This window comes from Cupriavidus sp. 86D6 (genome assembly GCF_057815095.1).
In genome coordinates, this window is the sequence record NZ_JBYPSB010000005.1 from 198,037 (window position 1) to 215,521 (window position 17,485).

General features: G+C 66.7%; 16 protein-coding genes. 4 read left to right on the plus strand and 12 right to left on the minus strand.

Features of this window, described 5'->3' with window-relative positions; all coding sequences use genetic code 11:
• Position 1: 1 nt before the first annotated feature.
• Positions 2–1,510, minus strand: coding sequence for a metallophosphoesterase family protein (locus AC3G88_RS14290; RefSeq protein ID WP_488772092.1), 1,509 nt, complete (start codon positions 1,508–1,510; stop codon positions 2–4).
• A gap of 82 nt (positions 1,511–1,592) precedes the next feature.
• Positions 1,593–3,278 carry a hypothetical protein gene (locus tag AC3G88_RS14295; RefSeq protein WP_488772091.1) on the minus strand — a complete coding sequence of 562 codons (1,686 nt, stop codon included), beginning with the start codon at positions 3,276–3,278 and terminating at the stop codon, positions 1,593–1,595.
• A gap of 144 nt (positions 3,279–3,422) precedes the next feature.
• Between AC3G88_RS14295 and blaOXA the strand changes: the two genes are divergently transcribed.
• Positions 3,423–4,247: an OXA-1206 family carbapenem-hydrolyzing class D beta-lactamase gene (blaOXA, locus tag AC3G88_RS14300; RefSeq protein WP_488772090.1), complete on the plus strand. Its 825-nt coding sequence runs from the start codon at positions 3,423–3,425 to the stop codon at positions 4,245–4,247.
• 21 nt (positions 4,248–4,268) lie between these two features.
• Here blaOXA and fliR read toward each other — a convergent pair whose 3' ends face one another.
• The 7 genes from fliR to fliL form a co-directional block, all read right to left on the minus strand.
• Positions 4,269–5,054 (minus strand): flagellar biosynthetic protein FliR, encoded by a 786-nt coding sequence (fliR, locus tag AC3G88_RS14305; protein ID WP_488772088.1) that lies wholly within the window; start codon positions 5,052–5,054, stop codon positions 4,269–4,271.
• Positions 5,055–5,087: 33 nt separating this feature from the next.
• On the minus strand, positions 5,088–5,357 hold the full coding sequence (gene fliQ, locus AC3G88_RS14310; RefSeq protein WP_061958832.1) for a flagellar biosynthesis protein FliQ: 270 nt from the start codon (positions 5,355–5,357) through the stop codon (positions 5,088–5,090).
• A 12-nt stretch (positions 5,358–5,369) separates the two neighbouring features.
• On the minus strand, positions 5,370–6,179 hold the full coding sequence (gene fliP / locus AC3G88_RS14315; RefSeq protein WP_488772087.1) for a flagellar type III secretion system pore protein FliP: 810 nt from the start codon (positions 6,177–6,179) through the stop codon (positions 5,370–5,372).
• The gene (fliO, locus tag AC3G88_RS14320) at positions 6,176–6,709 is read right to left on the minus strand and encodes a flagellar biosynthetic protein FliO (protein ID WP_488772086.1); all 534 of its coding nucleotides are present in this window, start codon (positions 6,707–6,709) and stop codon (positions 6,176–6,178) included. The genes fliP and fliO overlap by 4 nt, the downstream gene beginning before the upstream one ends.
• Positions 6,706–7,173 (minus strand): flagellar motor switch protein FliN, encoded by a 468-nt coding sequence (gene fliN / locus AC3G88_RS14325; protein WP_488893457.1) that lies wholly within the window; start codon positions 7,171–7,173, stop codon positions 6,706–6,708. The genes fliO and fliN overlap by 4 nt, the downstream gene beginning before the upstream one ends.
• Entirely contained in the window at positions 7,166–8,176 is a 1,011-nt protein-coding gene (fliM, locus tag AC3G88_RS14330) for a flagellar motor switch protein FliM (protein ID WP_153945858.1), read from the minus strand. The genes fliN and fliM overlap by 8 nt, the downstream gene beginning before the upstream one ends.
• A 149-nt stretch (positions 8,177–8,325) precedes the next feature.
• Positions 8,326–8,814: a flagellar basal body-associated protein FliL gene (gene fliL / locus AC3G88_RS14335; protein WP_488772083.1), complete on the minus strand. Its 489-nt coding sequence runs from the start codon at positions 8,812–8,814 to the stop codon at positions 8,326–8,328.
• 486 nt (positions 8,815–9,300) lie between these two features.
• Here fliL and acnB point away from each other — a divergent pair, with 486 nt between their 5' ends.
• A complete protein-coding gene (gene acnB / locus AC3G88_RS14340; RefSeq protein ID WP_488772082.1) occupies positions 9,301–11,892 on the plus strand; it encodes a bifunctional aconitate hydratase 2/2-methylisocitrate dehydratase in 2,592 nt (863 codons plus the stop codon).
• A 185-nt stretch (positions 11,893–12,077) separates the two neighbouring features.
• Here the strand turns inward: acnB and AC3G88_RS14345 are convergent, their stop codons facing one another.
• Positions 12,078–12,473, minus strand: a complete 396-nt coding sequence (locus tag AC3G88_RS14345; RefSeq protein ID WP_488772081.1) for a hypothetical protein — start codon at positions 12,471–12,473, stop codon at positions 12,078–12,080.
• 169 nt (positions 12,474–12,642) lie between these two features.
• A complete protein-coding gene (locus AC3G88_RS14350) occupies positions 12,643–13,116 on the minus strand; it encodes a polyhydroxyalkanoate granule-associated phasin (RefSeq protein ID WP_488772080.1) in 474 nt (157 codons plus the stop codon).
• 335 nt (positions 13,117–13,451) lie between these two features.
• Between AC3G88_RS14350 and AC3G88_RS14355 the strand changes: the two genes are divergently transcribed.
• Together AC3G88_RS14355 and AC3G88_RS14360 are read left to right on the plus strand one after the other, a co-directional pair.
• Positions 13,452–14,378, plus strand: coding sequence for a LysR family transcriptional regulator (locus tag AC3G88_RS14355; protein WP_488772079.1), 927 nt, complete (start codon positions 13,452–13,454; stop codon positions 14,376–14,378).
• Between the two features lie 94 nt (positions 14,379–14,472).
• Positions 14,473–15,474: a tripartite tricarboxylate transporter substrate binding protein gene (locus AC3G88_RS14360; RefSeq protein WP_488772078.1), complete on the plus strand. Its 1,002-nt coding sequence runs from the start codon at positions 14,473–14,475 to the stop codon at positions 15,472–15,474.
• Positions 15,475–15,480: 6 nt separating this feature from the next.
• On the opposite strand, the gene AC3G88_RS14365 is transcribed toward AC3G88_RS14360, so the two are convergent.
• The gene (locus AC3G88_RS14365; protein WP_488772077.1) at positions 15,481–17,070 is read right to left on the minus strand and encodes an EAL domain-containing protein; all 1,590 of its coding nucleotides are present in this window, start codon (positions 17,068–17,070) and stop codon (positions 15,481–15,483) included.
• Between the last annotated feature and the right edge of the window lie 415 nt (positions 17,071–17,485).

The window sequence follows — 17,485 nt, forward strand, 5'->3', positions numbered from 1 at the left end:
ATCAGGGCGTCAGGAAGCCGGTCTTGTCGCAGGCAAGCGTGCTGCCGGTCTGGTCGCAGGTGGCCAGCAGCTTGCCGGCCTTGGTGTAGGCCTTGAACTGCCAGCCCGTGGCCGGCGATGCATGACGGTCCATCACCAGGAAGCCGAAGCTTGCGTGATGGGTGATGCGGTCGATCGTCGTGCCGGGTGCGGGGACACTGCCGGCGGGCAGCGGATCGGGCAGGGCCACATCCAGGTTGTCGCCGCCGTTGCCCGAGACGATCGTCGCCGGATGCGCCGACGCGAAGTTGATGGCCTGGAAGTCATGCACGTGGCCATGCAACGCCAGCTGGATACCGGGCGGGTAGTACGCCTGCGCATTCAGGTTCGACATCACCGATTGCAGCGCCAGGTTGCCTGGCGCCGGATTTGCGCCGGCAACCGGGGCGAAGCCCAGGATCGGGTGGTGGTTGGTGAAGATCGTGGTGGTCATGCCCGTCTTCGCGGCCAGTGTCGCCACGGTCTGGAACTGTTTCTGGTAGGCAATGAACTGCGGATCGCTGGTTGCCAGTGCGGTCTTGCCGGCCTTGGCCGAGTCGAACACGATTACCTGCGAGCCACCGCCCAGCGACACCGCATACGGGTCGGCGTAGTTGGCGATGGCGTCATTGGCCGGATCGTCGCACGAGCGCGTTGCATCGTAGGGGCGGGTATCCAGAAAGCGGGCCCAGCCCTGGCCGGCGCGCGCGCATTCCTCGTGGTTGCCGCGCACGACCACCCAGGGTGCCTTGGCCAGCAACGGCGCGGCGGGCTTGAACAGGTCGGCCTGCCACGTGTCCCAGCCATAGCCCCATGGGCTGCCCTGGCAGCCGGCGATGTCGGGCGGGCAGGCGTTCTCGCGGTAGTGGTAGTCGCCGATGTGCAGCACGAGGTCAGGATTGAACCCCGCCGCCGTCGCAGCCAGCGACGCCAGCGGCCACGCTTCGGTGTCGGTACAGGCCTGCCAGGCGTTGTCGGCCTTCTTCAGGCGGCAGCCGGTGTCGGCCAGCACCACGATACGTTGCGGCGTGGCCTTCGGCAGCGGCAGCGCCTGCGTGCCGATGGCGGCGCTGGTGGCGGTGGCTGGCAGCGTGGCTTCGCAGACGGAAACGGGGAATTCGGACGGCTTCGAGTCGGCTGCCGCGCTGGCCGTGGTGCGCAGCGGCACGGTGGCCGGGCCCACGCGCAACGCCATGCGTGCCGCGGTGCCATCGACGGTCAGCAGCGGGCACTGCGCATTCGCGGCGGCGCCGCTCGGCGCCGTATAGCTGGTCACCACGCGGGCAATGGCCTGGTTGCCGTCGCCGATCTCGACCCACGCGGCCTGGATGTTGGCGGTGACCGTGGCCGCATCGGGCGTGGGTGTGGCCGCCGGCGGATTGTTGGTGCCGCCATTGCTGTTGTTGTCGTCGCTGCCGCAGCCGTGCAAAGCCGCCACGGTAGCGAGCGCCGCCACGCCGGCCACGAAGCCGAAGGTCTTTTGTGCGCGCATTCTGGTTTCTCCCCTGTGTGGGGCGACACCGTACCTGCGTGGTGTGAAAGAAATATGACGCCCGCGCCGCCGGCCCGGACGCTCAGTGCGAGCGCCTGGCGCGCGCGGCGGCCTCTGCGGCAGCCGCGCGCAGTTCGGGCGGGAAGCCGCGTATCTCCGAATGGAAGAAGCCGCGCTCGGCCGCACGCAGTGCACCGAGTTGCGTGGCCAGCCGCTCGATGGCGCCGTACGCCTGCGCGGAGGCGCCCTGCTCGTGGGTCAGGTACCAGGCCAGTTCCAGCAGGAGGTTAGCCAGCTGCAGCGCGTTGTAGCAGACGTGGCCGGTGTCGTGTTCCTCCAGCGCGAACGCCGCCACGGACGACCAGCGCACAAAGCCCTTGGCTGGCGCAAACGGCGCGTGAAACGGTCGCAGGGCGTCGATGGCCGCCGCCATCGTCAGAGGCTGCAAGGCGCGGAACGCGGCCAGCGACGCCGGCGCGCCGTCACTGACACTGCCCCGCGCCACGCGTAGCAGGAAGATCGTGTTCCACGCGGACCCACCGCCGACCCCGAAACGGTCGCAGATCCATTCCGACAGGCCCAGCCAGCGCATGGCCTGCCGCTGGACATCCTCCGGCGCCATCTCGCGCGCCACATCGACCAGCCGATAGCGCCAGAACAGCCATAGCGACCAGCCGATATTGGCTGCCGCATGCTGTACCGCATCGACCGAGTCGGCCTCGTAGGCCGCCTGCAATGCGCCGGCGAAGGCGTCGAGCGCCTGACGGGCGGCGTCCTGGCGCTGCGACGCACCGGCCTGTGCCGTTGCTGGCCCGGCCCGATCCGGCCTGGCGGGTCCACTGGGTGCTTCCGGCCGCAGCGCGATGCTCTTGTGAATGAGGGCTTCCAGGTTCAGCGTCTCGAACCGGATGCGCGGGTTATAGCGGACGACGGGACGCAGCTCGGCATCGCCCGACAGCCGCGCCAGTTCGCGCTGCGCCGCGTCGAGTTCGCCCCGCGCGTAGTGTTCCCAGGCACGCACCACATGCGCCATGGCCGCGAACGTGGGCAGCGCCGCGTTGACGCCGCCGGCCACCACGATCCGCTCGAAGCGGCGCAATGCCGCGCGGCTCTTGTCCAGCCGATCGCTGCGGCGCCAGGCCAGGCTTTCCTTGAGTAGCGACAGCGCCTGCTGGAAGTCGTCGGCCGCGGTGCGCTGCGCGGCCCGGAACGACTCGGCCACGCCGTGGTCGAGCACGCCCGCGAAGCCATCCTGCGCGCCGCGCATCGCCTGCGTCAGATGGCGCCAGAACGCCATGTCGCGCATCACGTATTGCAGCCCTTCGCCGCTGGCCTCGGCGGCCGGCGTGGTATCGCCGGCCGGTGACTGCCCCAGCCAGCGCGCCACGCCTGCGGTGCCCAGCGGCTTGCCGTGCGCCGTGAAGCGCAGCCGTTCCGCCGTGGCGGCGGACATCCAGAACGGCCCCCGGCTGCGGCCGTCGGTGCGCAATGCGGAAATGCCGATGGCCTTGTCGTGGCCCCAGCCCACCGGCACACCCCACAGGGCGAAGTCCCCGAACGCGCGCGAGACGATCATGCGCACGTTGGCGGCATCGGCAAAGCGGGCGCGCACGGTGGCCGCGCCCAGGTCTTCGCGATCGCGCGAGGCGGCCAGCCAGATTCGCGCGAGCAACCAGACCGACTGGTAGCGCGCGGCGTGTTCACCCACCCGGTAAGGACCGGAAAGATCGATGGCGACGATGGAGCGGGAGGGTGCGGGGGCGGGCATGGCCGCCATGTTACGCGTGTTACAGCTGCGCCGGTTGGCGGCCTGCAGGACTGCGCCTATGCTCCGCAGCACGATCCGGGCCTGGATTGCCAACCGTCTGCATGACGACAACCCCGATAACCACAAAACTTATAGCGTGTTGATATGCGAAACAGACTTGCCCGATTTTTAATGATGCCCCTCTGGCTGGCCTGCGCAGCCATGACCGTGCAGGCCGCCGAAGTCCCCCTCGATGCCAAGCCGCTGTTCGATGCCGCCGGCGTGGATGGCACCATGGTGGTCTACGACGTGCGCCAGCAGCGCATGCTGACCTACAACCCCAGGCGCGCGGCCACCCCGTATTCGCCGGCATCGACCTTCAAGATCTTCAATTCGCTGATCGGCCTGGAGACCGGCGCCGTGGCCGACGTCGACAACGACAAGCTGCCGTGGGACGGCAAGGTGTGGATGCACCATGGCAAGCCGATCCTGCCGGAAGTCTGCAATGGCGACGTGGCGCTGCGCGTGGCACTGAAGAACTCCTGCGTGCCGGCCTACCAGGCGCTCGCGCGCCGGGTGGGGGCCGCGCAGTACCGCAAGTACCTGCGCGCCGCCAAATTCGGCAACGCCGATGTCGATGGCCCGGTGGACCGCTTCTGGCTTAACGGCCGCCTGCAGATCACTACGTACCAGCAGATCGATTTCCTTGGCAACGCCGCCGCGCACAAGGTGCCGCTGATCTCGGAGCACAGCTTCGCGGCGCTCGACGATATCCTGACCATCGAAAGCACGCCGGCCTACACGCTGCGCGCCAAGACCGGCTGGGCCACATCGGGCAAGGTCGATGTGGGCTGGTGGGTCGGCTGGGTCACGCGCGGCGACGATACCTATGTGTTCGCGATGAACCTGGACATGCCGCGCCCCGAGGTGGGCGCAAAGCGGCAGGAGATTGCCCGCGCGGTGCTCAAGCAGGTGGGCGCGCTGCCTTGACGGCGTAGCGCCGGCCGGGGATCAGGGCGCCAGCTGATCGAGTACCTGGGCAGCGGTCTGCAGGCCGGTGTCGACCAGGTGCTGCATGTAGACGCCCATCTCCGGCATGCACAGCGACATCACCAGCATGCCGCCGAGCAGGGTCACCGGGAAGCCGACCGCGAAGATCGACAGCTGCGGCGACGCGCGGTTCAGGATACCCATGGCCAGGTTCAGCGTCAGCAGCGCGGCAATCATCGGCAGCGCCAGCAGCATGCTGGAGGAAAAGACCATCGATCCTGCACGCGCCACCACGCCCCACCCGTGCCCGGACAGCGGCACGCCGGCAATCGGCACGCCCTGGAAGCTGTCCACCAGGGCGGCCAGCATCATCAGGTGGCCGTCCAGCGACAGGAACATCAGCGTGGCCACGATATTGAGAAAGCGCGACAGCACCATCGTCTGCCCGCCCGACGACCGGTCGTAGAACGCCGCGAACGACAGGCCCATCTGCAGGCCGATGATTTCACCGGCCATCTGCACGGCGGCAAAGATCAGCCGCATCGAGAAGCCCATGGCCACGCCAATGCCCACCTCGTTCATGACGACCAGCAGGCCTTCGTACGAATAGATCGGTGCCGTGGGAATGTGCCCGATCGTGGGCGACACGATCGTGGCCAGCGCGGCCGCCAGCAGGATCTTCGCGCGGCGCGGAATGGTGGACTCGCTGAACAGGGGCGCGGTCGAGATCAACGCCATCAGCCGGAACATCGGCCAGAGAAAGGCGGCGATCCACCCGTACATCTGGTCGGTGGTGACCTCGAACACGGTGCCTGGGTCCTGCGGGGAAGCGGGGGAGGATCAGTGCGCCAGGGCGGGGATGCCCTGGAACACTTCGCGCATGTAGTCGACGAACGTGTTGATCATCCACGGGCCGACCAGCACCATCGTCACGAACAGCGCGACCAGCTTCGGAATGAACGTCAGCGTCATTTCATTGATCTGCGTGGCGGCCTGGAACAGGCTCACCACCAGACCGGCGGCCAGCGCCACCAGCAGCAGCGGGGCGGACAGCATCAGCGTCATCTTCATCGCCTGCGTGGCGATCGTCATGACCATCTCGGGTGTCATCTCAAGCTCCCGTCAATTCATGAAGCTCTGCGCCAGGGACCCCAGCAGCAGTTGCCAGCCATCGACCAGCACGAACAGCATCAGCTTGAACGGCAGCGAAATGGTGGCGGGTGGCACCATCATCATCCCCATCGCCATCAGCACGCTGGCCACGACGAGGTCGATGATCAGGAACGGAATGAAGATCGTGAAGCCGATCTGGAACGCGGTCTTCAGCTCGCTTGTGACGAAGGCCGGCACCAGCACCGAGAACGGCACGTCGTCCGGGCTCTGCATTTCGGGCGTCTTGGCCATCTGGGCGAACAGCGCCAGGTCTTTCTCGCGCGTCTGGCGCAGCATGAAGGCACGTACCGGCACCGCGGCGCGCTCCGCGGCGGCCTCCAGGCTGATGCGGTTTTCGGACAGCGGCTTGTAGGCGTCGGCGTAGACCTTGTCGAGCACCGGCGACATGACGAAGAACGTCAGGAACAGCGACAGGCCCACCAGCACCTGGTTGGGCGGCGACGACGCCGTGCCCAGCGCGTTGCGCAGCAGGCCCAGCACGATGATGATGCGCGTGAAGCCCGTCATCATCAGCATGGCCGCCGGCAGGAACGACAGCGACGTGAGCAGGACCAGCGTCTGGATCGACAGCGACCAGACCTGGCCGCCACCGGCGGCGGCGCGGCTGGTGACGCCCGGCAGCGACTGCGCCAGCGCGGCGTCGGGTGCGAGCCACAGCGCCAGCGGCAGCAGGGCCAGCAGGGCGGCCGCCACGCGCGACGGACGCACGAAGGGCTTCACGGGTAGCCGCTGGACAGCGGCGGCACGCGGCGATTTCATTTCTTGAGGTTTTCCTGCATGGCGCGCATCAGGCGTTCGCCGAAGCCGCCCTGCATGGGCGGGGTCGGCGGCGAGCCGGTGGGCGCGCCGCTGTCCGGCTGTGCCGGAAGCGTATGGAGCGGGCGGATTTCGTTGGGCGAGACACCGAGCACGAGCCAGGTATCGCCCACTTCCACGGTCACAACCTTCTGGCGCGTGCCCAGCGCCAGGCTGTTCACGACCTTGATCGATGCGTTGCCGGCGCCGTGGCGCACCAGGCCGGTGCGGCGCGCGACCCAGGCCATGCCCAGGATCAGCGCGATGACCGCGAAGAGGCCCAGGCCCGCCTGGGCCAGGCTGCCGCTGCTGCTGATCGCCGGCGCGTTGCTGGCGAACGCGTGGCTGGCGGCGGCACTGCTGGCGGGGTAGCCCGCCGGGGCGGTGCCGCGCACGGCATCAGCGGCCTGCGCGCCGGTCGCGGCAAGGCCCGTGAGGACGATGCCCGAGGCAATGCGCGCGGCAACTGCGGACCGGCGCGAGGCGGCTGTCATTTGTTGAGCTTCCGGATACGTTCGGACGGCGTGATGATGTCCGTCAGGCGAATGCCGAACTTGTCGTTCACCACCACCACTTCGCCCTGGGCGATCAGGTAGCCGTTCACGAGTACGTCCATCGGTTCGCCGGCCAGGCCGTCGAGTTCCACCACCGAGCCCTGCGCCAGTTGCAGCAGGTTCTTGATGGGCACCTTGGTGCGGCCCAGTTCCACGGTCAGTTGCACGGGGATATCGAGGATCATCCCGATATCGTTGTGGAAGCCGCTCGGTGCCTCCTGTGCCAGGGGCGGGAATACGGTGGAAGCCGCGGGCGTGGCGGTCGCCATGGCCGAGGCCGCCGGTGCCGTGGTAGTGGCCGCTTCGGCAGCGGGCGCAGCCTGTTCGACGCTGGTCTGCTCCGCCAGGGCGCTGGCCCAATCGTCCATCGGATCGACCGGCTTGTCCTGAGTGCCGTCAGTCATGATCGGTTTCCTTGTTGGGATCGCTGTCTTGGTAATTGATCATTCGTTCCACGCGCAGTGCGTACTGGCCGTTCATCGTGCCGAAACCGCACTGCATGACGGGCACGCCGTCAACCTTGCCGAAGATCTTCTCCGGCAATTCGATCGGCAGCACGTCGCCTTCACGCATGGCCAGAACCTCGGCCACGGTGCTGCGCAGGTGCGCGAATTCGGCCACCAGTTCCACTTCGGCGGCACGCAGCTGGTTGGAAAGCTGGCCCAGCCAGCGTTTGTCCACCTCGACTTCGTCCTGCAGCGGATTCATCAGCAGATCGCGCAGCGGCTCGATCATCGAGAAGGGGATACAGATATGCAGTTGCCCGCCCACGGCGCCCAGTTCGATGTGGAACGCCGTGGTGACCACGGCATCGTTCGGGCCGGCCACGTTGGCGAACTTGGTGTGCATCTCGGAGCGGACATAGTCGAACTCGATCGGATGCACGGTGCGCCAGGCCTGGCTGTAGCTGTTCAGCGTCAGGTCCAGCATACGGCGGATGATGCGCTGCTCGGTCTGGGTAAAGTCGCGGCCTTCCACGCGGGTGTGGAAGCGTCCGTCGCCGCCGAACAGGTTGTCGACCACCAGGAACACCAGGTTCGGGTCGTACACGAACAGTGCGGTGCCCCGCAGCGGCTTCATGTGAACCAGGTTCAGGTTGGTCGGCACCGGCAGGTTGCGCACGAAATCGCCGTACTTCTCGATCCTGACCGTGCCGACCGAGATGTCGGCGCCGCGGCGGATGAAGTTGAACAGCGCGGTACGCAGTGCCCGGGCAAAACGCTCGTTGATGATTTCGAGCGTGTGCAGGCGGCCGCGGACGATACGTTCCTGGTTGGCCAGGTTGTACGGCCGCACACCGCCTTCTTCGACGACCGGTGCGCTGGCCGCTGGCGTATCGGCTTCGCCGGATACGCCTTTCAGTAGTTCGTCTACCTCGTCCTGCGAGAGGAACTTGTCGTAGGCCATCTAGTGTCCTGCCCCGTGAACGGCTGTGAGGATGAAACGGTCCATGTCCGGCTTCAGACGTCGCGCGTCACGCGACGGCAGGAAAGAAGTTCGGCGGGCAGTTTCATATCTATCGGTTTGGCTCAGGGTTCGCGGTGCGGACAGCAGTGTTACTGCACCACGAACGAAGTAAACAAGACATCCAGGATCTTCTGCGGCGGCAGACCCGGGGCAAACGGCTGGCTGATCGCCGCCTGGATGTCCTGGGCCAGCTTGCGCTTGCCTTCCACCGTGGCCAGATCGGCCGGCTGGCGTGCCGAGAGCAGCAGCAGGATGCGGCTGCGTGCTTCCGGCTGATACTGCGCCAGACGTCCCTGGGTGTCGGCATCCGCCACCTTCAGCGACAGGCCGGTGTGCAGGAAGCGGTCGCCGTCATCGCTCTTGAGGTTGACGGTGAACGCATCCAGCGGCACGAAGATCGGCGGCGGCACCACCGGGGCAGCCGGAGCTGCCGGCTGGTGATTGCTGCTGAGGATGCTGCCAAGGAAAAAGCCGCCAGCAGCCAGCACCACTACCAGCACGCCGCCGCCAATCAGCAGCAGTCGGCCGCGCTTGCTCGAAGTGCCGCCAGTCTGGGAGGGGGAAAGCGTGTTCGCCATGAGATGCCTGTGTCGGAATGCCTGCCATTCTTCCTGAATCGCAGGTAAGCAAAGGGCCGATAAAAAGGGGGAAACCCGCTTAGCTTGGCCGTTTGAGCCAGCGGGCATCGGGCGCAGGGGCGCATTGGCGCGCCATTTGCGCCTGCTACGCTGGTTAACGATAACGGGGCGCGGAACTTAAGACGTGCATGTCGGGAATCCCGCGAATCGTGATGTAAAAGTAATCCATGAGCCGCTTTTGGTCCGACGCTGCCCTGCGGCCTTGCCTGCTGCCGGAACCGTTCTCATCTGCAGCTTTGCAACATTCCTTCGCCCGCGAAGCCTTGTCGTATCGTGTTTCCGCCAATTTAACTCTTATATAAGATATAAGACATTTGATCTCCGGCGGACTTCGGATTACAATCACGCGGCCGCTGGCGGTATTGCGCCGCCGGCCCACAAGAGACAAGGCAGTACCCGTTACAACCCTATTAACAGCAGGTTCCCATGCTTGATACCTATCGCGCCCATGTCGCCGAACGCGCTGCGCTTGGCATTCCTCCTCTGCCGCTGACCGCCAAGCAGACGGCCGAGCTGATCGAACTGATCAAGAACCCGCCGGCGGGTGAAGAGCAGACCCTGGTGGACCTGATTACGTACCGCGTGCCGGCTGGCGTGGACGACGCTGCCAAGGTCAAGGCTTCGTACCTGGCCGCCGTGGCCCTGGGTTCGGAAAAGACCGCACTGATCTCGCGCGCCCGCGCCACCGAACTGCTCGGCACGATGCTGGGCGGCTACAACATCTCGCCGCTGATCGAACTGCTGGACGACGCCGAAGTGGGCGCCGTGGCCGCCGACGCGCTGAAGAAGACGCTGCTGATGTTCGACGCCTTCCACGACGTGAAGGAAAAGGCCGACAAGGGCAACGCCCACGCAAAGGCCGTGCTGCAGAGCTGGGCCGACGCCGAGTGGTTCACGAGCCGCCCGGAACTGCCGCAATCGCTGACGATCACCGTGTTCAAGGTGCCGGGCGAGACCAACACCGACGACCTGTCGCCGGCCCCCGATGCCACCACGCGCCCGGACATCCCGATGCACGCGCTGGCCATGCTGAAGAACAAGCGCGAAGGCGCAGCGTTCCAGCCGGAAGAAGACGGCAAGCGCGGCCCGGTGGCATTCATCGAATCGCTCAAGGACAAGGGCAACCTGGTGGCCTACGTCGGTGACGTGGTCGGTACGGGTTCCAGCCGCAAGTCGGCCACCAACTCGGTGCTGTGGTTCACGGGCGAAGACATCCCCTTCGTGCCGAACAAGCGTTTCGGCGGCGTGTGCCTGGGCAGCAAGATCGCCCCGATCTTCTACAACACGATGGAAGATGCCGGCGCGCTGCCGATCGAACTCGACGTGTCGCAGATGGAAATGGGCGACGTCGTGGAACTGCGCCCGTACGAAGGCAAGGCCCTGAAGAACGGCGCCGTGATCGCCGAATTCAAGGTCAAGTCGGATGTGCTGTTCGACGAAGTGCGCGCCGGCGGCCGCATTCCGCTGATCATCGGCCGTGGCCTGACCGCCAAGGCCCGCGAGGCGCTGGGCCTGGCCCCGTCGACGCTGTTCCGCCTGCCGCAGAACCCGGTCGACACTGGCCGCGGTTTCACGCTGGCCCAGAAGATGGTTGGCCGCGCCTGTGGCCTGGCCGAAGGCAAGGGCATCCGCCCGGGCACGTACTGCGAACCGAAGATGACTTCGGTGGGCTCGCAGGACACCACCGGCCCGATGACGCGCGACGAGCTGAAGGATCTGGCCTGCCTGGGCTTCTCGGCCGACCTGGTGATGCAGTCGTTCTGCCACACCGCCGCGTATCCGAAGCCGGTTGACGTGAAGACGCACCACACGCTGCCGCAATTCATCAGCACCCGTGGCGGCATCTCGCTGCGCCCGGGCGACGGCGTGATCCACTCGTGGCTGAACCGCATGCTGCTGCCCGACACCGTCGGCACTGGCGGCGATTCGCACACCCGCTTCCCGATCGGCATCAGCTTCCCGGCCGGTTCGGGTCTGGTGGCCTTTGCCGCCGCCACCGGCGTGATGCCGCTGGACATGCCGGAATCGGTGCTGGTCCGCTTCAAGGGCAAGATGCAGCCCGGCGTGACGCTGCGCGACCTGGTCAACGCCATTCCGCTGTACGCGATCAAGCAGGGCCTGCTGACCGTGGCCAAGCAAGGCAAGCAGAACATTTTCTCGGGCCGTATCCTCGAAATCGAAGGTCTGCCCGACCTGAAGGTGGAACAGGCCTTCGAACTGTCGGACGCCTCGGCAGAGCGTTCGGCAGCCGGCTGCACCGTGCGCCTGAACAAGGAACCGATCATCGAATACATCAACAGCAACATCACGCTGCTGAAGTGGATGATCGCCGAAGGCTACCAGGACCCGCGCAGCCTGCAGCGCCGTATCAAGGCCATGGAAGCATGGCTGGCCGATCCGAAGCTGCTGGCTCCGGACGCCGACGCCGAGTACGCTGCCGTGATCGAAATCGACCTGGCCGACGTGCACGAGCCGATCGTGGCCTGCCCGAACGATCCGGACGACGTGAAGACGCTGTCGGACGTGGCTGGCGCCAAGATCGACGAAGTGTTCATCGGTTCGTGCATGACCAACATCGGCCACTTCCGTGCCGCGTCGAAGCTGCTGGAAGGCAAGCGCGACATCCCCGTGAAGCTGTGGGTCGCCCCGCCGACCAAGATGGATCAGAAGCAGCTGACCGAGGAAGGCCACTACGGCGTGTTCGGCACGGCCGGTGCGCGTACCGAAATGCCGGGCTGCTCGCTGTGCATGGGCAACCAGGCACAGGTGCGCGAAGGCGCCACGGTGATGTCGACCTCGACGCGTAACTTCCCGAACCGTCTGGGCAAGAACACCAACGTGTACCTTGGCTCCGCCGAACTGGCCGCCATCTGCTCGCGCCTTGGCCGTATCCCGAACAAGGAAGAGTACATGGCCGACATGGGCGTGCTGAACGCCAATGGCGACAAGATCTACAAGTACATGAACTTCGACCAGATCGAAGACTTCAAGGAAGTGGCCGATACCGTGACAATCTGACGCACGTTTCTCCGCCACGGCAGTTGCAGTGGCAGCCTGGCGGCGAAACGGCCTGATGATTGATGAACCCCGCCCGCGTGCAAGCGCGTGCGGGGTTTTTTATTGCCGACCGGAAAGCCGAACGTCCGGCACGGCCCTGCGGCCGCAGCGGGTGAATGGGCGGGATCGACCGTGCTGGACCAGCGTTACTTGGACTTCGCCCCGTCGGTATAGGGGTCTGGATTGCCGGTCTTGGCGCCGTCGGTGTACGGATCGGGTTTGCCTACGCGCGCGCCGTCGGTGTACGGGTTGTACTTGTCCGACTTGGCGCCGTCAGTGTACGGATCGGCCTTGGCCGACGGGGCCAGGTCGCTGCGGGTCGACTTGTTCGCGCCTTCGGTATAGGGGTCGAACTTGCCGGCCTTGGCGCCATCGGTGTAGGGATCGGGCTTGCCCTTGGCGCCGTCGGTGTACGGGTCGGCCTTGCCGGCCTTGGCGCCCTGCGAATACGGATCGAACTGCTTGGTCTGCGCGTGCGCAAGTGGAGCCATGGCCACGGCTGCCGCGGCGACGATCAGGCTGGAAAGAAGTGTCTTGCTCATGGGAGCCTCGCCAGATTGGGGGCGCGATTCAAGGGCCCGCCCGAGTGCGCCCATCAAGCCATCGGGCAGGCGGCATGACGCAAGTCTGAGATTGCTGTCATTTGCAAGGATAGACCTTGCCGCTGGAACATGCCGACGGCAGGCCATGCCAGCGCCGGCACGGTGTTCGTCAGTGGGAATTGCCCTTGCGCTCGCGCGCCGTCTCGCGCACATGCACGGCCGGCACATCGACCACGTCCCCCTTGGCGGTGGCCACGGCCGCGATGTCGGGCATCACCGGGATGGCCGGCAGCAGCACCGGAACGCCGAGCCAGTGGCCCAAGGCATCCATCCAGGCACGCTGGGTGGCCGCGCCCAGCTCCAGCATGGCGTTGGCGTAGTGCAGCGGGATCGACATCAGCGGCATCTGGCTGGTCCACTGCCGCGCGTAGAGTTCCTCGGGATCTTGCGGCATGAAGCATGAGGCCCAGTCGAACTGGGTTTCCTCCACGATCGACCGCGAGAAGTCGGCATTCAGGCCCATCATCTTTTGCCAGTTTTCCAGCAGCTTGTTGTCGAACATCGCAAACGGCTGGAAGGCAGGCGGAAAAGCGAACGGCTGGAACGGCCAGTTGGCCCAGGGGTTCGTAGGTTGGCTTTGCATGCTGGAAAACTCCAGGTTGGAAACCGGTGAAAAACGCGTGGTACATCGCGGGCGGTGCAGCAAGCGCCGCATGTACAAGTCGATGGAACAGTGTGACCGTTCGGGGTGATGCCGGCTCTACGGCAGGCCATCGTGGCATCCCTTGGGCCGACCACCACATCGTTATCCATGACAGACCACGGGTCAACGGCGGATATCCCGGTTCCCCTTCGCGATTCGCGATGCACGGGCCAGACAGGTCGCGTAAGCCGGCCCGGTCACAACTGGCGCCCGCCGTCGTGCCGCAGGCACAATACGGGGCCGGACATTCAGGCGGATCGCCACCAGGAGAGGAAATGGAACTGCGGCAACTGCGCTACTTCGTGCACGTGGTGGAGCTGGGCAGCATGGGGCAGGCAGCCCAACGGCTGGGCGTGGTCACGTCTGCGTTGAGCCAGCAGATCAGCCGCCTGGAGAGCGAACTGTCCACGCGGCTGCTGCAGCGTACGTCCAGTGGCGTGGTGCCCACCGATGCCGGGCTGGCGTTCTGGCGCCAGGCGCAACTGGCGCTGCGTCATGCCGACGACGCCGCACATGCGGCGCGTACGGCGCGGCTGTCGGGCCATGTCAGCGTAGGCATGGCGCCAAGCACGCTTGCCGTGCTGGGGCCGTCGTTCATGCTGGCCATGCGCGACCGGTATCCCGATATCCGCCTGCACCTGGTCGAAAGCCTGTCGGGCGGCCTGGCCGCGATGATCGGCGCGCGCCAGCTCGACCTGGCCGTACTGTTCCAGCTCGAGCCGGGACAACGCTGGAGCAGCATGCCGTTGCTGGAAGAACGGCTGTTCGTGATCGCACGGCCCGACCAGCCTGGCCTGCCGGCCGCCGAGACCATGCCGCTGAGGGCCATCGGCGACCTGCCGCTGATCCTGCCAAGCGGCGCCCACGGGCTGCGCGCGGTGCTCAACGCCGCATCGGCGCGTAACCCGCGCCCGCTGAATGTGGTGGCGGAGATCGATGGCCTGGCGATGCTGATGGATGCCGTGCGCGCCGGCATTGGTGCCACCATCCAGCCCGGCGCGGCCGTGGCCCGCCATCTGGGCGACCCGCTGAGGCTGATCGAAATCGTCGACGCGGGGGTGAGCCGGCCCAACATGCTGGTGAGCCTGTCGGACGATGAACTGTCGCCCGCCGGTCTTGCCGCGCGAAGCGTGCTGGAGCAGGTGGCGCGCGAACTGGTGACGGCCGGGCGCTGGCCGGGTGCCACCCTTCACAAATCCTGAACACCGTCTGCTGCGTGGGGGCTGGTGCACACGGTGCACGGTCCGTAGAGTCGTGGCATTCGAACGATTCCAACGATTCCTGCAGGAGACTCGCATGACCCCACGCATGCCGCGCCGCATCGCGCTGAAGGCGCTCGGCGCCCTGGCCCTGGCTGCCGCCATCCCGGCCCCTTTCACCACCGCTGCGTTCGCCGCCGATGCCTGGCCGTCCAAGCCAATCACGCTGGTCGTGCCGTTTGCGTCGGGTGGCACCACCGACATCATCGGCCGTGCGGTGGGCCAGCGGCTGGGCGAGGCACTGGGCCAGCCCGTGGTGGTCGATAACCGGCCCGGCGCCGGCGGCACCATCGGCGGGGCGCTGGTGGCGCGCGCCAACCCGGACGGCTACACGTTCCTGCTGGCTACCGTGGCCCATACAATGGCCCCCGGCATCTACAAGACGCTGCCGTACGATTTCCAGAAGGACCTGGAACCGATCGGCATGGTGGCGCTGACGCCGAACGTGCTGATCGTCAATCCGTCGATTCCGGCCAGGACGGTTCAGGAACTGGTGGCCTACATCAAGGCCAATCCGGGCAAGGTCAACTATGGATCGGCCGGCATCGGCAGCACCGAGCACCTGTCTGGCGAGCTGTTCCGTGCGTCCACGGGCACCGATATCTCGCATGTGCCGTACAAGGGTGGCGCGCCGATGATGACCGACCTGATCGCGGGCCAGATCCAGATGGCGATCGAGACCAGCCCGTCGGCCAATCCGCATATCAAGAGCGGCAAGGTCAAGGCGCTGGCCGTGACGTCGGCCAGGCGTTCGGCCGCCTATCCCGGCGTGCCGACGGTGGCCGAAAGCGGCGTGCCCGGCTATGAGGTCACCACCTGGTATGCGCTGATGGCGCCGCATGGCACGCCCGAGGCGGTGCGCCAGCGCGTGAGCGCGGAGCTGGCCAAGGTGCTGAAGCAGCCCGACGTGCAGAAGCGATTCGACGAACAGGGCGTGACCGCCGGCGACATGACGCCGCAGCAGCTGGCCGGCTTCATCAAGACCGAAACCACCAAGTGGACCAAGGTGGCCAGGGATTCGGGCGCGAAGGCCGAATAAGCGCGCTCAGGCGGCCGCCGGGGCCACCCCGCGCGCCAGCATCTGCGCCAGTTCCACGGCCGGCACCGGCCGGCCGAACAGCCAGCCCTGGCCGTAGTCCACGCCCTGCGCGCGCAGGAAATCGGCCTGGGCGCGGTCCTCGATGCCTTCGGCCACCACCTGCAGGCCCAGCGACTGGGCCATGGCGATGATGTGCGGCGCCACGGTGCTCGACGCCGCCTCCTGCCCGATCGTGTCGACAAAGGACTTGTCGATCTTCAGCGCATCCACCTTGAAGCTCTGCAGGTAAGACAGGCTGGAGTAGCCCGTGCCGAAGTCGTCGATATAGACCGGGTGGCCCGCGTCGCGGAACGCCTGGATCGTGTCGCGCGCCACGTCCGGTTCCAGGAAGCCGCGCTCGGTGGCCTCGATGCGGATCTGTTCCGGCGAGATGCCGGTGCCGCGCAGGCGCGCGGTCAGTACGCCCAGGAAGCGGCGGCTCTTCAGGTCTTCCGTGCCGACGTTGATCGATACGTAGAACGATGGATGCCGGCGCAGCAGCGTGCCCAGTTCGGCCAGCACGATGTCGAGCACCTGGTCGGTGATCTGCTGGATCAGGCCAGCGTTCTCCGCCATCGGGATGAACAGGTTGGGGCGTACCAGCCGGCCGTGGCGGCGCCAGCGCACCAGCGCTTCGACGCCCACGCACTGGTTGTCCGACAGCGACACGATGGGCTGGTAGTGCACCGCCATCTCGTGGCGCCGCACCGCCCCGCGCAACTCGCCCTCCAGGCTGAAGCGGCGGGTGGCACGGCGCCAGACCAGGATGCCCAGCGGCACCCCGGCGGCCAGCCCGACGACCAGCCCGCCCACCAGCAGCGCCTTCCAGTTGGCCAGCAGCGCGGCGCGCGGCGCCAGCACCACCACCGCCAGCGGCATCGTGCGCGACTTGCGCAGGACGATCGACGCATCGTCGTCGTTGGCCGCGTCGCCGCCCGATCCATAGGCGTGGTCGGCGTAGGCGCGTTGCAGCCGCGGCAGGTTGGCGCCCTGCGACGCGGCGAAGATGCGCCCGGCATCGGTCTGCACGGCGGCCAGCATGCGCGATTCGCGGTCCACCACGTCGACGAAGGTCTGCGGGTCGAGCCCGACATAGCTGCCGTTGCGGCCCAGCAGCATCGACCGGCGCGGCGCGGCAAACGGGTTGGGCTGGTCGAACCAGTAATCCAGGCCGTCTGGCGTGCGCCAGTCCGGCGGCGGCAGGATGAACTGGTCGGCCTGCACCGCGCCCAGCAGGGCCGAGCACAGCCGCTTGCCGCCCCGGTAGGCGCCCGCATCCTGGATATGCCGATAGGTATAGGTGATGCGCCGCATCTCCACCAGGTGCGACGCCGCGCAGGGGTCCTCGCGCAGCGATTCCAGGTCCTGCAGTGCATTGAGTGCCTGGGTCATGACCGTCTCGGCGCGCGTGACAGCCGCATCGGCGAACACGCTCAGCTGCTCCGATTCGCGCCGGCTGGCTTCGAGCTGGGCCATGAATACGCCGATCCCCACCGGGAACAGCGTGGCCATCGTCGCCAGCACGATCGTCACCACCAGGAACCAGCTGCGCTGCATCGGGAGCCCTCAGGAGAGTGCGCCACGGAGGGCGCCCACGGCGCGGTGCGCGCCGTCCCATTCACAAACACACAAACCGGATTCGACAGTCTTGTCAGTGTTGCCTGATATCTGGAGCGGGGAAGTCTTGCGTTGCTGCACCACAAATCGCCTGCCTGCTCTGGGGAGCATAGCTAACAATCACCGCGCACGTTTGATACTTTGCGCCTGTTTTTGCCATGCCGACGCGCGACACGCGGGCCGTCGCCCGACAGGCGGCACAGCCGTGACCACAGGGTAAGGGATATTTGTCTACGCCCGGATTCATCCCGATGGCGGGGTGGTGGCAGGCCTGGCTGTGGCGAAGGCATCATATGCGAGGGATCGCCAGGAGGCCAGACAGGCGGGCCGCCGAAGCGGCCAAGCGGCAGAGGGG

Coding starts and splice junctions, on each gene's coding strand:
- AC3G88_RS14290 (WP_488772092.1), bottom strand. CDS start 1,510: ATGCGCGCACAAAAGACCTTCGGCTTCGTGGCCGGCGTGGCGGCGCTC.
- AC3G88_RS14295 (WP_488772091.1), bottom strand. CDS start 3,278: ATGCCCGCCCCCGCACCCTCCCGCTCCATCGTCGCCATCGATCTTTCC.
- blaOXA (WP_488772090.1), top strand. CDS start 3,423: ATGCGAAACAGACTTGCCCGATTTTTAATGATGCCCCTCTGGCTGGCC.
- fliQ (WP_061958832.1), bottom strand. CDS start 5,357: ATGACACCCGAGATGGTCATGACGATCGCCACGCAGGCGATGAAGATG.
- fliP (WP_488772087.1), bottom strand. CDS start 6,179: ATGAAATCGCCGCGTGCCGCCGCTGTCCAGCGGCTACCCGTGAAGCCC.
- fliO (WP_488772086.1), bottom strand. CDS start 6,709: ATGACAGCCGCCTCGCGCCGGTCCGCAGTTGCCGCGCGCATTGCCTCG.
- fliN (WP_488893457.1), bottom strand. CDS start 7,173: ATGACTGACGGCACTCAGGACAAGCCGGTCGATCCGATGGACGATTGG.
- fliM (WP_153945858.1), bottom strand. CDS start 8,176: ATGGCCTACGACAAGTTCCTCTCGCAGGACGAGGTAGACGAACTACTG.
- fliL (WP_488772083.1), bottom strand. CDS start 8,814: ATGGCGAACACGCTTTCCCCCTCCCAGACTGGCGGCACTTCGAGCAAG.
- acnB (WP_488772082.1), top strand. CDS start 9,301: ATGCTTGATACCTATCGCGCCCATGTCGCCGAACGCGCTGCGCTTGGC.
- AC3G88_RS14345 (WP_488772081.1), bottom strand. CDS start 12,473: ATGAGCAAGACACTTCTTTCCAGCCTGATCGTCGCCGCGGCAGCCGTG.
- AC3G88_RS14350 (WP_488772080.1), bottom strand. CDS start 13,116: ATGCAAAGCCAACCTACGAACCCCTGGGCCAACTGGCCGTTCCAGCCG.
- AC3G88_RS14355 (WP_488772079.1), top strand. CDS start 13,452: ATGGAACTGCGGCAACTGCGCTACTTCGTGCACGTGGTGGAGCTGGGC.
- AC3G88_RS14360 (WP_488772078.1), top strand. CDS start 14,473: ATGACCCCACGCATGCCGCGCCGCATCGCGCTGAAGGCGCTCGGCGCC.
- AC3G88_RS14365 (WP_488772077.1), bottom strand. CDS start 17,070: ATGCAGCGCAGCTGGTTCCTGGTGGTGACGATCGTGCTGGCGACGATG.